At 71.6% G+C, this 15345-nt stretch carries 13 protein-coding genes; 4 read left to right on the top strand and 9 right to left on the bottom strand.

The window, feature by feature from the left end; all coding sequences use genetic code 11:
• Positions 1–2: 2 nt before the first annotated feature.
• The gene (locus ACQKIP_RS02215; protein ID WP_365860488.1) at positions 3–1196 is read left to right on the top strand and encodes a sensor histidine kinase; all 1194 of its coding nucleotides are present in this window, start codon (positions 3–5) and stop codon (positions 1194–1196) included.
• Positions 1197–1214: 18 nt separating this feature from the next.
• Here the strand turns inward: ACQKIP_RS02215 and ACQKIP_RS02210 are convergent, their stop codons facing one another.
• The gene (locus ACQKIP_RS02210; RefSeq protein WP_365860380.1) at positions 1215–1979 is read right to left on the bottom strand and encodes an SIS domain-containing protein; all 765 of its coding nucleotides are present in this window, start codon (positions 1977–1979) and stop codon (positions 1215–1217) included.
• A gap of 243 nt (positions 1980–2222) precedes the next feature.
• Here ACQKIP_RS02210 and ACQKIP_RS02205 point away from each other — a divergent pair, with 243 nt between their 5' ends.
• Positions 2223–2915 carry a metal-dependent transcriptional regulator gene (locus ACQKIP_RS02205; protein ID WP_361194579.1) on the top strand — a complete coding sequence of 231 codons (693 nt, stop codon included), beginning with the start codon at positions 2223–2225 and terminating at the stop codon, positions 2913–2915.
• Between the two features lie 565 nt (positions 2916–3480).
• On the top strand, positions 3481–4344 hold the full coding sequence (locus tag ACQKIP_RS02200) for an alpha/beta fold hydrolase (protein ID WP_365860379.1): 864 nt from the start codon (positions 3481–3483) through the stop codon (positions 4342–4344).
• 56 nt (positions 4345–4400) lie between these two features.
• On the opposite strand, the gene pdxH is transcribed toward ACQKIP_RS02200, so the two are convergent.
• A complete protein-coding gene (pdxH, locus tag ACQKIP_RS02195; protein ID WP_365860378.1) occupies positions 4401–5105 on the bottom strand; it encodes a pyridoxamine 5'-phosphate oxidase in 705 nt (234 codons plus the stop codon).
• Positions 5106–5420: 315 nt separating this feature from the next.
• Here pdxH and ACQKIP_RS02190 point away from each other — a divergent pair, with 315 nt between their 5' ends.
• Entirely contained in the window at positions 5421–6521 is a 1101-nt protein-coding gene (locus tag ACQKIP_RS02190) for a citrate synthase 2 (RefSeq protein WP_365860377.1), read from the top strand.
• Positions 6522–6659: 138 nt separating this feature from the next.
• Here the strand turns inward: ACQKIP_RS02190 and ACQKIP_RS02185 are convergent, their stop codons facing one another.
• From ACQKIP_RS02185 to ACQKIP_RS02155, 7 genes are read right to left on the bottom strand one after another with little or no spacing between them, the layout of a single operon-like run.
• Complete coding sequence (locus tag ACQKIP_RS02185; protein WP_365860376.1) at positions 6660–7286, bottom strand: TetR/AcrR family transcriptional regulator; 627 nt, start codon at positions 7284–7286, stop codon at positions 6660–6662.
• A complete protein-coding gene (locus tag ACQKIP_RS02180; RefSeq protein ID WP_365860375.1) occupies positions 7274–8008 on the bottom strand; it encodes an enoyl-CoA hydratase family protein in 735 nt (244 codons plus the stop codon). The genes ACQKIP_RS02185 and ACQKIP_RS02180 overlap by 13 nt, the downstream gene beginning before the upstream one ends.
• Before the next feature lie 40 nt (positions 8009–8048).
• Positions 8049–9215: an acyl-CoA dehydrogenase family protein gene (locus ACQKIP_RS02175; protein ID WP_365860374.1), complete on the bottom strand. Its 1167-nt coding sequence runs from the start codon at positions 9213–9215 to the stop codon at positions 8049–8051.
• Complete coding sequence (locus ACQKIP_RS02170; protein WP_365860373.1) at positions 9212–11101, bottom strand: biotin carboxylase N-terminal domain-containing protein; 1890 nt, start codon at positions 11099–11101, stop codon at positions 9212–9214. The genes ACQKIP_RS02175 and ACQKIP_RS02170 overlap by 4 nt, the downstream gene beginning before the upstream one ends.
• A gap of 23 nt (positions 11102–11124) precedes the next feature.
• Positions 11125–12726 carry an acyl-CoA carboxylase subunit beta gene (locus ACQKIP_RS02165; RefSeq protein ID WP_365860372.1) on the bottom strand — a complete coding sequence of 534 codons (1602 nt, stop codon included), beginning with the start codon at positions 12724–12726 and terminating at the stop codon, positions 11125–11127.
• On the bottom strand, positions 12723–14456 hold the full coding sequence (locus tag ACQKIP_RS02160; protein WP_365860371.1) for an acyclic terpene utilization AtuA family protein: 1734 nt from the start codon (positions 14454–14456) through the stop codon (positions 12723–12725). The genes ACQKIP_RS02165 and ACQKIP_RS02160 overlap by 4 nt, the downstream gene beginning before the upstream one ends.
• Positions 14453–15268, bottom strand: a complete 816-nt coding sequence (locus ACQKIP_RS02155) for a TIGR03084 family metal-binding protein (RefSeq protein WP_365860370.1) — start codon at positions 15266–15268, stop codon at positions 14453–14455. Before ACQKIP_RS02155 ends, ACQKIP_RS02160 begins: the two co-directional genes overlap by 4 nt.
• Between the last annotated feature and the right edge of the window lie 77 nt (positions 15269–15345).

Here is a 15345-nt window from a genome sequence, read left to right as displayed (position 1 = left end):
GCCTGAGCAGTGAGCGCGCCCGGCTCACCGCCCTCTACGGCGGGATGCTCGTGGTCGCGGGGGCGTTGCTCACCGGGCTCGTGTACTTCCTGGTGCGGCAGGGGCTCTACTCCTCCATCAGTACCGCCGTCACCACCGCCGTCCCCGCCCGCAGGATGTACCCGCCCTGGCAGACGGCCGCCCCGGCCCCCTCCGCGTCGCCCGCGAGGCCGATGCCCACGGACGGCGTCACGTCCGCCGACATCACGCAGGGCCTGGCCGTCACGAAGATCAGTGACGTCGCCGAGCAGGCGGCCCTGAGCCGGCTGCTCACCGTGTCCGTGATCGTGCTCTTCGTGTACGCGGCGCTCTCCATCCTGCTCGCCTGGTGGATGGCGGGCCGCGTCCTGCACCCCGTGGCCGTGATCACCGGCACCGCGCGGCGGCTCTCCGGCGAGAACCTGCACGAGCGGATCGCGCTGGACGCCCCGCCCGGCGAGCTGAAGCAGCTGGCCGACACCTTCGACGAGATGCTCGGGCGGATAGAGCAACTGGTCAGCGCCCAGCAGCGGTTCGCCGCCAATGCCGCGCACGAGCTGCGCACCCCCCTCGCCGTCCAGCGGGCCGCCGCCGAGATCGGCCTCGCGGGCGAGCCCGATCCGGAGCAGGTGGCCCGCATCCGTACGAAGCTGATCTCCGTCGCCGACGACAGCGAGCACCTGATCGAGGGGCTGCTGCTGCTCGCCACCTCGGAGCGGGGGCTCGAACGGCGTGAGCCCGTCGCGCTCGACGTCATCGCCGACGCGGTGGCGGAGGGGCTCGCGGGCCGGGCCGCCGAGCGGGACGTCACGCTGTCCCTGCACGCGGAGCCGCTGACCGTGGACGGTGACGGGGTCCTGCTCGACCGGCTCGTACACAATCTGGTGGCGAACGCCGTGGACTACAACGTCAAGGGCGGACGGGTCGGGGTGCGCACGGGGCCGGACGGCGTCGAGGTCACCAACACGGGGCCGGTCGTCCCTCCGGAGACCGTCCCGCACCTCTTCGAGCCGTTCCGGCGGCTGCGGGAACGCACCCACGCGCGCGGAGAGGGCGCGGGCCTGGGTCTGTCCATCGTCGACGCGATCGCCCGCGCACACGGCGCGCAGGCGACCGCGGAGGCCAACGGAGCGGGCGGCGGGCTCACCGTGCGGGTGCGCTTCCCCACGGGCCCGTAGAGGCCGCGGGCGGGGGCCTCAGCGCCGGTAGAAGATCCGGTCTCCGTACTCCTCGAACACCCTGCCGTTCCAGTCGTGCCCCCCGTCCACGTTCCCCGACCGCAGCAGAGGGGGCTGGGTCCCCCGCTCCGCCAAGGCCTCGACGGCGGTCGCCATCATGGCCTGCATGATCGCGTTGGTGACCACGCTGGACGCGGGCCCGAACGGCGCGTCGACCGCGTCCAGGCTGAGCTCCGCGTCACCGAGCGCGATCTTGGAGTCGATCACCACGTCGCAGTGGTCCTTGAGGAAGGTGCCGGACACGTGCCGCGACTTCGTCTCCGTCGCGTACGCCACCGACGTCACGCCGATGACCTTCAGGCCGAGGGCGCGGGCGTTCATCGCCATCTCCACGGGCAGTGAGTTGCGCCCGGAGAGCGAGATGATCACCAGTACGTCGCCGGGGCGGGCCGGCGAGGAGTCCAGGACGGCGCCCGCGAGCCCGTCGACGCGCTCCAGGGCGGAGCCGAGCGTGGCGGGCATGACGTCGATGCCGACGACGCCGGGGACGGCGAGGAGGTTCATCAGGGCGAGGCCGCCCGCGCGGTAGACGACGTCCTGGGCGGCGAGCGAGGAGTGCCCGGCACCGAAGGCGAAGAGCCTGTTGCCCGCCTCGACCGCGTCGGCGAGCAGCGTGCCCGCCGCGTCGACGTTCCCGCCCTCCTCGTCACGGACCCGCCCGAGCAGTCCGATCGCGGCGTCGATGTACTGACCGGCCAGCTTGCTCTCGCTCTTCGAGCCCATGCGCCGAGGAACCTTTCCGGGTACGTATGTGTTCTGTACGTAAGTCCTGCACGTATTTCCTGCACGCTTTTCCCGTGTGCCGCGGATCACGTTGCGGTCTGGACCAGTGCCCTGTCAATACGGCCCGAGCACGCCGTCGAGGCCGTCAGGACCGGGTTTTCCCCCGGCGGGACCCGGTTGTCAGCGGTATGCGTCAGACTTGATGCCAGGGCCGGCCGCACGAGCGAGATCTGAGGGGCACCCATGTCGGGGCTTATTGACACCACTGAGATGTATTTGCGCACCATCCTCGAGCTGGAGGAGGAAGGTGTCGTCCCCATGCGCGCCCGGATCGCCGAGCGTCTTGACCAGAGCGGACCGACGGTCAGCCAGACGGTCGCGCGCATGGAGCGTGACGGCCTGGTGTCCGTCGCGAGCGATCGCCACCTGGAGCTGACGGAGGAGGGCCGCAGGCTCGCCACCCGCGTGATGCGCAAGCACCGCCTGGCGGAGTGCCTGCTCGTCGACGTGATCGGCCTGGAGTGGGAGCAGGTCCACGCCGAGGCGTGTCGCTGGGAACACGTGATGAGCGAGGCGGTGGAGCGCCGCGTCCTGGAGCTCCTGCGCCACCCCACCGAGTCTCCGTACGGCAACCCGATCCCGGGCCTCGAGGAGCTGGGCGAGAAGGACGGGGCCGACCCGTTCCTGGACGAGGGCATGGTCTCCCTGGTGGACCTCGACCCCGGCGCGGACGGCGCGACGGTGGTCGTGCGCCGCATCGGCGAGCCCATCCAGACGGACGCGCAGCTGATGTACACGCTGCGGCGCGCGGGTGTGCAGCCCGGCTCCGTGGTGAGCGTGACGGAGTCCGCGGGCGGGGTGCTCGTGGGCAGCAGCGGTGAGGCCGCGGAGCTGGACTCCGAGGTCGCCTCGCACGTCTTCGTCGCCAAGCGCTGAGTCCCCCCGTACTCCCGTTACCGGGAGTAGGAGTCAACTGGCGTTGCGCGTCGTGCAGTTGTGAAGGGCCCGGGATTGTATGGGGTCCAAGATTCAGTGTGCGGAATCGCAGCGCCGGGCCGTTTTGCGTGCCAGGCTGTCGCGAGAGGCATATGACTTGAGGGCTCTTGTCGCGGCGCCGGGTCCGGCCGCCGCGGCCGTGGGAGGGGGCAGGAGGATGTGCCCATCTGAGGAGCGGGAGCACGTACGCAAACGGCGCGGACCAGCACGCCCCGCGCAGACAGAGGGCCCCGGCGCCCTTGAGCGCCGGGGCCTGTCCTCCCCTGCTTCGACCCGGAGCCCCGAGCTCCCGGGGTCGACCCCCACGGACCGTTTTCCCCGAGCGGTCCGCCTCCCGATGAAGATCTCCCCTCGGCTGCGGCGGCCAATCCTTGAGCGTGGTCACTCGAACGAGGGGTGTTACCGGCGAACCGGCCGCTTTCGAAAAAGGGTTCGATAGCGTGCGGGAGTGCGTGACAGAACCAGGCGTTCAGCCCGAGATGATTCAAGGGGGGTGCCAGGAACCATGGTGCGGCGCATTGACGTGACGGGCGCGGACGGCGTACGCCTCGCGGCCTGGGAGTTCGCCGATCCTCCCAAGTCCACGGAGCGGGACGGGTCACCGGGAGGCGTGCTGTTATTGCACGGCCTGATGGGCCGCGCGTCCCACTGGGCGGGCACCGCCCGCTGGCTCGCCGAACGGCATCGCGCGGTCGCACTCGACCAGCGCGGGCACGGGCAGAGCGACAAGCCCGCCGATGGCCCCTTCAACAGCGAGGCCTACGTGGACGACGCCGAGGCCGCGCTCGTCCAGCTCGGCCTCGCCCCCGCCGTCCTCATCGGCCACTCCATGGGCGCGCTCACCGCCTGGCAGCTCGCCGCGAAGCGCCCCGACCTCGTCCGCGCCCTGATCATCTGCGACATGCGGGCCTCCGCGCTCGGCGCCGCGTCGCAGCGCGAGTGGGAGGACTGGTTCAAGGCCTGGCCCGTCCCCTTCGCCACCCTCGCCGACGTACGGAAGTGGTTCGGCGAGGACGATCCCTGGGTGGAGCGCAAGAACCCCTCACGCGGCGAGTTCTTCGCCGAGGTGATGACCGAGGGCCCGGACGGCTGGCGCCCCGTCTTCGACCGCGACCAGATGCTGAAGTCCCGCGAGACCTGGGTGTACGACGCGCACTGGGAGGGCCTGACCCAGGTCCAGTGCCCCGCCCTGGTCGTCCGGGGCCTGGACGGCGAGCTGGGCCGCGCCGAGTCCCAGGAGATGGTCCGCGTGCTGCCCCGCGGGGCGTACGCGGAGGTGGCCGACGCGGGCCACCTCGTGCACTACGACCAGCCGGAGGCGTGGCGCGAGGCGATCCAGCCGTTTCTGGACGGCGTCCTGACGGGGTAGACCGGCGCCCGGCAGCCGGTCACCGCTCGTCCTCGCTCGCCCTCGCTCGTCCTCGCTCACGGGCTGAGGCGCTCCACCGTCCACTCGGCCCCTTCCGTCCGCTCGGCCCCTTCCGTCCGCTCGTAGCGCAGGCGGTCGTGCAGGCGATTGGCCCTGCCCTGCCAGAACTCCACGGACCGCGGCTCGACGCGGAAGCCGCCCCAGTGCGGCGGCGCGGGCACCTGCTCGCCCTCCGGATAGCGCGCCGCCAAGTCGTCGTACGCGCGATCCAGTTCGTCGCGCGTGGCGATGACCGAGGACTGGGCGCTGGCCCAGGCTCCGAGCTGGGAGCCGTGCGGCCGGGTGCGGAAGTACGCCACCGTCTCCTCGCGGGCCACGCGCTCCGCCGTGCCGGTGACGATGACCTGGCGGGCCATCGGATGCCAGGGGAAGAGCAGCGCGATGTTCGGGTTCGCGGCCAGTTCGCGGGCCTTGCGGGACTCGTAGTTGGTGAAGAAGACGAAGCCGCCCTCGTCGTAGCCCTTCAGCAGGACCGTGCGCGAGCTGGGGCGGCCCTCGGCGTCCGCCGTCGAGACGACCATGGCGTTCGGCTCGTGGAGCAGGCCGTCGCCGGTCGCGGCGACCGCCTGCGAGAACCAGAGCGCGAACAGCTCGATCGGCGTGGCCGGCAGCTCGGCCTCGACGAGTCCGTCGAGGCCGTAGTGGGCACGGATGGCGGCCGGGTCGGCCAGGGCAGGTGCGGGAACGGCGCGATCGGTCACGCGGTCATACTGCCGTATACGAGGCGCCTGCCGACGGGTTGCCGTGCGCCACCGGGAGGTGACGTGTGGCACTGAGTGCCGCATACCATCGCCAAGGGTGGCACCAAGGGATATCGTCCCGCTACCGAATCGGTTGGGTGACCACCAGCCGCACGGGGCATCACCCGGGTGACTGATCCGGAACGCGAGTCGAGGACCGGTAGCCGCAGAGGCACCGGCAGACCGCGGAACCGGACCGGAAATGCCCACTTCTGACACATGGTCACGAGCTGTCTGTCACCACCATCTGTCGCACACATCACGAGGAGCCGCCTGATGTCCGACTTCGTACCCGGACTTGAAGGAGTCATCGCGTTCGAGACGGAGATCGCCGAACCGGATAAGGAAGGCGGCGCGCTTCGCTATCGCGGCGTCGACATCGAGGATCTGGTCGGCCACGTCTCCTTCGGCAACGTCTGGGGCCTGCTGGTCGACGGTGCGTTCAATCCGGGCCTGCCGCCCGCCGAGCCGTTCCCGATCCCGGTGCACTCCGGTGACATCCGGGTCGATGTCCAGTCCGCGCTCGCGATGCTCGCCCCCGTGTGGGGCCTGAAGCCGCTCCTGGACATCAGCGAGCAGGAGGCCCGCGACGACCTCGCACGGGCCGCCGTCATGGCGCTCTCGTACGTCGCGCAGTCCGCGCGCGGCCAGGGCCTGCCGATGGTGCCGCAGCGCGAGATCGACAAGGCGGACACCGTCGTCGAGCGGTTCATGAAGCGCTGGCGCGGCGAGCCCGACCCCAAGCACGTCCAGGCCGTCGACGCGTACTGGACGTCGGCCGCCGAGCACGGCATGAACGCGTCCACGTTCACGGCGCGCGTCATCGCCTCCACCGGCTCCGACGTGGCGGCGGCGCTCTCCGGCGCCGTGGGCGCCATGTCCGGGCCCCTGCACGGCGGGGCGCCGTCCCGTGTCCTCGGCATGATCGAGGAGATCGAGCGGACGGGGGACGCGGTCGCGTACGTGAAGCAGGCCCTCGACAAGGGCGAGCGGCTGATGGGCTTCGGTCACCGGGTGTACCGGGCCGAGGACCCGCGGGCGCGGGTGCTCCGCCGTACGGCGCGTGAGCTGGGCGCTCCGCGCTTCGAGGTGGCGGAGGCGTTGGAGAAGGCCGCGCTCGACGAGTTGCACGCCCGCCGTCCCGACCGGGTCCTCGCGACGAACGTCGAGTTCTGGGCGGCGATCGTCCTCGACTTCGCCGAGGTGCCGGCGCACATGTTCACTTCGATGTTCACCTGCGCGCGGACCGCCGGATGGTCGGCGCACATCCTCGAGCAGAAGCGGACGGGGCGCCTCGTCCGCCCCTCGGCGCGGTATGTGGGCCCCGGCACGCGGGACCCGCGGGAGGTCATCGGTTACGGGGACATCGCCAGGTAGGGATTTCTCCCCAACCCCGCCCCTTCCCGAAAACCCGCTGCGCGGGGGCCTTGGCGGACGTCATCACCGGCTTCGCCGAGTTCGTCCTCAAACGCCGGACGGGCTGGAACTGTCCAGCCCGGCCGGCGTTTGCGGCGCTCAGCGCAGCGCCCCCTCCACCAGCACCGTCCACTGCGCCACCACCCGGTCCCGCCGGGCGCCGTCATCCGTAAGCAGGTTCGCGAGGCCCAGGCCGCGGGCCATGTCCAGGAGGCCCTGGATGGTCTCCCTGACGCCGGGGGCGGACTCGTCGGCCCCCAGGAGCTGTACCGCGATCCGGTGGGTCTCACGGCCCACCCGTGCCTCCAGCTCCGTGACCCTGGCACCCAGCTGGGGCTCGTTCGACGCCGCCACCCACAGGTGCAGCGCCGCCCGGAACAGCGGCCCCGTGTAGAGATCGACCAGGGCGGCCACCACCGACGCCCGGTCCTGGGCCGGCAGCTCCTTCAGGGCCGTGGAGCGCTGCTCGGCCACGTACTCCACCGCCGCCGTGAAGAGGTCCTCCCGGGTCGGGAAGTGATGCTGGGTCGCGCCCCGCGAAACCCCCGCCCGCTCGGCCACCACGGACACCGTGGACCCCGCCCAGCCGCTCTCGGCGAGGCACGCCACCGCGGCTTCGAGGAGCCGTTGCCGCGTGGCCCGGCTGCGGTCCTGCTTGGGCGAGCGATCGGCTCGGTCGGCGCGATCGGCACGATCGGCACGGTCAGCCGCTGTCACAGCACCCATGGGCACTCCCGTCGTTCGAGGAACGCCCCCATCCCGTCCCGCGCCTCCTCCGATGCGAAGAGCCGCGCGGACAGAGCGATGAGGGAGTCCGTGTGGTGGTCGAATGCGTCGAGCACCCTAGCCGTGAGCAGCTTCTTCGTCTCGGCCAGGGCCTCCGGCGCCCCCTTCCGCATCCCTTCGAGGAGGGGCGAGAGCTCCGCGTCCACGTCATCGCCCGCCACCGTCACGAGCCCCACCCGCGCCGCCTCCGCCCCGCCGAACCGCTCCCCGGTGAGGAAGTACCGCGACGCGGCGCTAGCGTCGAGCCGGGCCAGCAGCGGCATGGAGATCACCGCGGGCGCCACCCCGATCCGTACCTCCGTCAGCGCGAACGACGCCCCCGGCCCCGCCGCGGCCAGGTCGCACACGCCGAGCAGACCGAGCCCGCCCGCCCGCACATGCCCGTCCACCCGCGCCACCACCGGCTTCGGCAGCTCCACGATCTGCCGAAGCAGCCCCACGAAGACGGCCGGGTCCGGCGGCTCCCGCAGGTCGGCGCCGGAGCAGAACGTCGAGCCGGTGTGCGTGAGGACGACCGCGCGCACGCCGGGGTCCTTGCCGCAGGCGTCGAGCGCCTGCGCGAGGCCGCTCACGAGTTCCGCCGAGAGCGCGTTGCGGCGGTCGGGGTTGTCCAGGGTGAGCGTGGCGATGCCGCGTTCCGGGGGTGTGTGCACAAGTCCCATGGGACGAACCTCCAGCAATTGAGGGGCAGCGGCGTGCCGGTCAGTACGACTTGGGCAGGCCGAGGGTCTGGTGCGACACGTAGTTGAGGATCATCTCCCTGCTCACGGGGGCGATCCGCGCCACGCGTGACGCCACGATCAGCGAGGCGAGGCCGAACTCCTTGGTCAGGCCGTTGCCGCCCAGCGTGTGCACGGACTGGTCGACGGTCTTCACGCACGCGTCGGCGGCGGCGAGCTTGGCCATGTTGGCGGCCTCGCCCGCGCCCATGTCGTCGCCCTCGTCGTAGAGCCGGGCGGCCTTCTGCATCATCAGGCGGGCCAGCTCGATGTCGATGTGGGACTGCGCGAGGGGATGCGCGATCGCCTGGTGGGCGCCGATCGGGCTCTTCCACACGCTGCGTTCCTTGGCGTAGCCGACGGCGCGGTTCAGGGCGTACCGCGCCATGCCCAGCGAGAACGCCGCCGTCATGATCCGCTCGGGGTTGAGCCCGGCGAAGAGCTGGAGCAGCCCGGCGTCCTCGTCGCCCACCAGGGCGTCCGCGGGCAACCGCACGTCGTCCAGGGTGAGTTCGAACTGCTTCTCCGGGGCCTGGAGTTCCATCTCGATCTGCCGCCGGTGGAAGCCCTCTGTCTCGCGGGGCACGATGAAGAGGCAGGGCTTGAGGCTGCCGGTGCGGGCGTCTTCCGTACGGCCCACGATCAGTGTCGCGTCGGCGATGTCGACGCCCGAGATGAACACCTTGCGGCCGGTCAGGAGCCAGTCGCCGCTCGCCTCGTCCTTGCGCGCGGTCGTCGTGATCCGGTGGGAGTTGGAGCCCGCGTCGGGCTCGGTGATGCCGAACGCCATGGTGCGGGTGCCGTCGGCGAGACCGGGCAGCCAGGCCTGCTTCTGCTCGTCGGTGCCGAAGCGGGCGATGACGGTTCCGCAGATCGCGGGCGACACGACCATCATCAGGAGAGGGCAGCCTGCCGCGCCCAGTTCCTCAAGGACGATGGAGAGTTCGGCTATCCCGCCGCCCCCGCCGCCGTACTCCTCGGGCAGGTTCACGCCCAGGTAGCCGAGCTTTGCGGCGTCGGCCCACAGTTCGTCCGGGTGGCCTTCGCCCGCCACGACGCCGGTCATGTAGTCGCGGCCGTAGCGCTTGCCGAGTGCGGCGACGGCCGCGCGCAGGGCCTGGTGCTCCTGGGTTTCGAGGACGGTGCTCATACGGATTGCTCCTCCTGTACGGCCTGTACGTCGTCTGTGACGTCTACGACTGCGAGCAGTGCGCCGACCTCGACCTGGCGGCCGGGCTCGGCGTGCAGGGCGGTGAGCGTGCCGGAGGCGGGAGCGGTGATGCGGTGCTCCATCTTCATGGCCTCCAGCCAGATCAGGGGCTGCCCGGCGGTCACCCGCACCCCCTGCGCGAGCCCGTCGGCCAGGCGCACGACAGTGCCCGGCATCGGCGCGAGCAGGGAGCCGGGCTCCTGCCGGGTGACGGGTTCGGGCAGCAGTGGCAGCGAGGTGAGGGCGGTGTTGCCGACGTACACCCGGTCGTCCCCGTAGCGACGGACCGCGAACTGCCTGCGCACGCCGTCCACTTCGAGCACGACGAGCTCCCCGGACACGGAGAGCACCCGCACCCCCTCCGCACCGAACCCCTCCCGCGTGTGCCGGTAGCGCACCTCGTGCTCGGTCCCGTCCGGTTCGCTGCGGAAGAGCTTGGCCTGCGGCTGCGACGCGAGGTTGCGCCAGCCGCCGAACCGCGAGCGTCCGTGGGCGTCGGCGAGGGCGGCGGCGAGCGGCGCGTGCGGATCGGGCGCGGGGGCGGTGAGTTCGGCGAGGTGCCGGTCGTAGAAGCCCGTGTCCATGCGGGCCTCGGTGAACTCCGGGTGCCGCAGGGACCGTACGAGCAACTCCCGGTTGGTGACGGGACCGTGGACCACCGCGCGCTCCAGGGCGCCCGCGAGTGCGCGCACGGCCGCGGCACGCGTGGGGGCGTACGAGATGGCCTTGGCCAGCATCGGGTCGTAGTGCACGCCGATCGGATCGCCGTCCGCGTACCCCGTGTCGAGCCGCACGCCCGGCACGGAGAGCCGGTGCAGGGTGCCGGTCTGCGGGGCCCATTGCGCGGCCGGGTCCTCGGCGTAGAGCCGGGCCTCGACGGCGTGGCCGCGCGCGGCCGGCGGCTCTTGCGCGAGCCGTCCGCCCTCCGCGACCTGGATCTGCAACGCCACGAGGTCGACCCCGAACACGGCCTCGGTCACCGGGTGTTCGACCTGGAGCCGCGTGTTCATCTCCAGGAAGTGCGCCCGGTCGCCGTCGACCAGGAACTCCACCGTGCCCGCCCCGCGATACCCGGTCACCCGCGCCGCACGCAGGGCCTGCGCGTGCAACTCCTCGACGAGACCGGCGGCCAGACCCGGCGCCGGGGACTCCTCGACGACCTTCTGGTGCCTGCGCTGGAGCGAGCAGTCCCGCGTGCCGAGCACCCACACGGTGTCGTGCGCGTCGGCCATGACCTGCACCTCGACGTGCCGCCCGCCCTCCAGATAGGGCTCGACGAAGACCTCGCCGTCCCCGAAGGCACTGGCCGCCTCCGCGCTCGCGGCGGCCAACTCCCCCTTTAGGGCGCCGATTTCCCGTACGACGCGCATGCCGCGCCCGCCGCCGCCGGACGCCGCCTTCACCAGGACCGGCAGATCGTCCTCGGTGACGTCGTCCAGGGCCAGGGGCGCGATGCCCATGAGTTCCTTGGCGCGCGTCTTGGAGGCCATGGATTCGATCGCTTCGGGCGGCGGCCCGATCCAGGTGAGCCCGGCGTCGGTGACGGCGCGCGCGAAGTCGGCGTTCTCGGAGAGGAAGCCGTAGCCGGGGTGGACGGCGTCCGCGCCGGCCGCCTGCGCGGCCTTCACGACGAGGTCGCCGCGCAGATACGTGTCGGCGGGCGCGGCACCCGGCAGCCGTACGGCGGAGTCGGCCTCGCGGACGTGGAGGGCGTCCGCGTCGGCGTCGGAGTACACGGCGACGGTGGCGATGCCCAGGTCGCGGCAGGTGCGGAAGATGCGGCAGGCGATCTCGCCGCGGTTGGCCACAAGGATGGCGTTGATCATGGTGAGTTCCTCACAAACGTTTCTCACATCCGGAAGACGCCGAAGCCACCGCGCGCGCCCTCGTAGGGGGCGGTGTGGATCGCGGACAGGCACAGGCCGAGAACCGTGCGGGTGTCGCGGGGGTCGATGACCCCGTCGTCGTAGAGCCGGCCGGAGAGGAACATCGGCAGGGACTCCGCCTCGATCTGCTGCTCCACCATGGCGCGAAGCCCCGCGTCGGCGTCGTCGTCGTAGGGCTGCCCCTTGGCGGCGGCGGAGGCCCGCGCCACGATCGACAGGACGCCCGCGAGCTGCTGCGGCCCCATGACGGCGGACTTGGCGCTGGGCCAGGCGAAGAGGAAGCGCGGGTCGTAGGCGCGCCCGCACATGCCGTAGTGCCCGGCTCCGTACGAGGCGCCCATCAGAACGCTGAGATGCGGCACCCGCGAGTTGCTCACCGCGTTGATCATCATCGCGCCGTGCTTGATGATGCCGCCCTGCTCGTACTCCTTGCCGACCATGTATCCGGTGGTGTTGTGCAGGAAGAGCAGCGGAATGTCCCGCTGGTTGGCCAGCTGGATGAACTGGGCGGCCTTCTGCGACTCCTCGCTGAAGAGCACGCCCTGCGCGTTGGCGAGGATGCCGACGGGATAGCCGTGCAGCGAGGCCCACCCCGTGGTGAGGCTCGCCCCGTACAGCGGCTTGAACTCGTCGAAGTCGGAGCCGTCGACGATACGGGCGATGACCTCGCGGGGGTCGAAGGGCACCTTGAGGTCGCCGGGCACGATACCGAGCAGTTCGTCCTCGTCGTACTTGGGCGGCTCGACGACACCGGCCGGATCGGCGTACGCCTTGCGCCAGTTGAGCCGCTTGACCACCCGCCGCGTCTGCCGCAGCGCGTCACGCTCGTCGTCGGCGAGGTAGTCCGCGAGGCCGGAGGTGCGGGCGTGCATCTCGGCGCCGCCGAGCGATTCGTCGTCGCTCTCCTCGCCGGTGGCCATCTTCACCAGCGGCGGGCCGCCGAGGAAGACCTTGGCGCGCTCCTTGACCATGATCACGTGGTCGCTCATGCCGGGGACGTAGGCGCCGCCCGCCGTGGAGTTGCCGAAGACGACGGCGATGGTCGGGATCCCGGCGGCCGACGACTGGGTGAGGTGCTTGAAGAGCGCACCGCCCGGAATGAAGATCTCCTTCTGGGACGGCAGGTCGGCGCCGCCCGACTCCACGAGATGGATGGACGGCAGCCGGTTGGCGTGCCCGATCTCGTGCGCCCGGAAGGCTTTCTTCAGGGTCCAGGGATTGCTGGCTCCGCCGCGTACGGTCGGGTCGTTGGCGGTGATCAGGCACTCCACGCCCTCGACGACACCGATGCCGGTGACCATCGAACCGCCCACGGGGTAGTCGCTCCCCCAGGCGGCGAGCGGCGACAGCTCCAGGAACGGCGTGTCCGGGTCGAGGAGCAGCTCGATCCGCTCCCGGGCGAGCAGCTTGCCGCGCTTGCGGTGCCGGGCGACGTACTTCTCGCCGCCGCCTTCGAGGGCCTTGGCCTGCTCGGTGCCGAGCTCGGCGAGCTTGGAGAGCATGGCCTCGCGGTGCTCGGCGTACTCGGCGCTCGCGGGGTCGAGCGCGGACGCGAGGACGGTCACGGGAGTACCTCCGTCGTTTCATTGGGTTCGACCGCTTCGAGAAGCGCGGCCGGGATGTCGAGGTGGCGGGCGCGCAGCCATTCGCCGAGGCCCTTGGCCTGCGGATCGAAGCGGGCCTGCGAGGCGACGCCCGCGCCGAGGATCCCCACGACGACGAAGTTCAGCGCCCGCAAATTGGGCAGAACATGCCGCACGACACCCAATTCCGCTGCCTCCGGGATGAGTTCGCGGAATCGCTCGACGGTCAGCTCATGGGCGAGCCACCGCCAGGCGTCGTCCGTGCGCACCCATACGCCGACATTCGCGTCCCCGCCCTTGTCACCGCTGCGGGCCCCGGCGACACGGCCGAGGGGGGCGCGGCGGGTGGGACCTTCCGGCAGTGGCGGGGGCAGGGGCGGCTGGTCCAGGTCTTCGAGTACGAGGCTGCCGCCGGTGGCTCCCACGGGCCGCCGCTCGCCGCCGGGCAGGACGGCGACGTGATCGACGGTGCCGCGTTCGACGTAGGCGGCTTCGAAGACTCCGTAGGGGGCGCCCTTGCCCGGAGGCGCCGTCACGTGGAAGCCGGGATAGCTGCCGAGGGCGAGCTCGATCGCGGCGCCGCTCAGGGCGCGCCCGACGGGCTCCTGCTGCGGGTCGCGCACGACGAGCCGCAGCAGGGCTGAGGCTGTCTCTTCGGTGGGAGCATCGCCCCGATCGGCACGCACAAGCTCCCACCGCACCTCTTCCGGCCGGGATTTGGCCCGCCCGAAGGCATCCTCGACCTGGGCGCGCACGAGCGCGGCCTTGGCCTCGACATCAAGGCCCGTCAGCACGAAGACGACTTCGTTGCGGAAGCCGCCGAGCCGGTTCAGGCCGACCTTGAGGTCCGGCGGCGGAGCCTCACCCCGTACGCCGGACACGCGTACCCGGTCGGGCGCTTCCTGCGTGAGGGTGACCGTGTCGAGCCGGGCGGTGACGTCGGGCCCTGCGTACCGGGCGCCGGAGGTCTCGTACACGAGCTGCGCGGTGACCGTACCGACGTCGACGAACCCGCCCGTGCCGTCGTGCTTGGTGATGACGGCGGACCCGTCCTCGTGGATCTCGGCGAGCGGAAAGCCTGGCCGCAGAAGGTCGGTTGCGGGGCGCTCGCCGAAGAAGGCGTAGTTGCCGCCGGTGGCCTGCGTCCCGCATTCGAGGATGTGCCCGGCGACGACGGCGCCGGCGAGCCGGTCGTGGTCACCGTCCCCCCACCCGAAGTGCGCGGCGGCGGGCCCGCTGACGAGTGCGGCATCAGTGACCCGCCCCGTGACGACGACATCGGCCCCGCCCCTCAGGCAGGCGGCGATTCCGGCGCCGCCGAGGTAGGCGTTGGCGGTGAGCGCGCCGGGAAAACGACTCCCGAGGTCATCGCCTTCCACATGCGCGACCCGCACTCCGATCCCCAGCCGCCCGGCCAACTCACGCACGGCATCGGCAAGTCCGGCGGGATTCAGGCCCCCGGCATTGGCGACGATCTTCACGCCCCGCTCCTGCGCGAGCCCCAGGCACTCCTCCAGCTGCCGCAGGAAGGTCTTCGCGTAGCCGCGCGCGGGGTCCTTGAGCCGGTCGCGCCCCAGGATCAGCATGGTCAGCTCGGCGAGATAGTCGCCGGTGAGGACGTCGAGAGGGCCGCCGGTCAGCATGTCGCGCATGGCGTCGAAGCGGTCGCCGTAGAACCCGGAGGCGTTCCCGATCCGCAGCGGCGCGGTCACAGTGCGCGGCCCTGTTCGGTACGCGGTCCGGTACGCGGGGCCCGCCCGGCGCCCGGTGGCCCCGCGAAGGCCTGCGCGATGCCGAGCCACTGCTCGGCATCGGGACCGACCGCACGCACGGCGAGATCATCGCGGTGCGCGCGCTGCGTGACGAGAAGACAGAAATCAAGCGCGGGCCCGGTAACCCGCTGCCCGGCGTCTTCGGGCCCACTGACCCACAAATCACCGCTCGGCAGCCGCAGCTCAACCCGAAAGGCATCAGCAGGCGCACTCAGCCCCCGCGCCCCGAACGAGAAGTCCCGCGCCCGGACCCCGATATGGGCGACGTGCCGCAACCGATCCGTGGGCACCCTCTCCACGCCCACCGCGTCGGCGACGTCCTGGCCGTGGGCCCAGGTCTCCATCAGCCGGGCGGTGGCCATGGAGGTGGCCGACATCGGCGGCCCGTACCAGGGAAAGCGGGTCCCGCGAGGGGCAGCGCCCAGAGCCTTCCACAGCGCATCGCGCCCGTCACGCCACCGCGAGAGGAGTTCACCACCCGGCAGACGGGCCCCTTCCGCGGCCCCGTCATCGACAAAGGTCTCGGGAGCCGCGAGAGCGGCCTCGACAAGCCGGCCGAACCCTTCCCCATCGGTGACGGCGATCAGCGCGGCCCGGTCGGTCCAGGCGAGATGGGCGATCTGATGGGCGACGGTCCACCCTGCGGCGGGAGTGGGCAAGGCCCACCCCTCATCCCCCAACCCCTCGACCAACTGATCGAGTTCGTCGCTCTCACGGCGCAGATCGTCGAGTACGGGCACAGCTTCGGGCACGGAACGCTCCCCTCGGGGCACGACGGTGTGCCCCGGAGCATGGCAGCGTCCGGAGAAACAAGCAAGCGTGCTTGCAT

This window comes from Streptomyces sp. NPDC059900, assembly GCF_050270335.1.
GTDB lineage: Bacteria > Actinomycetota > Actinomycetes > Streptomycetales > Streptomycetaceae > Streptomyces.
The sequence above is the reverse complement of the archived record's forward strand: the minus strand, read 5'-3'. Positions and strand labels throughout refer to the sequence as shown.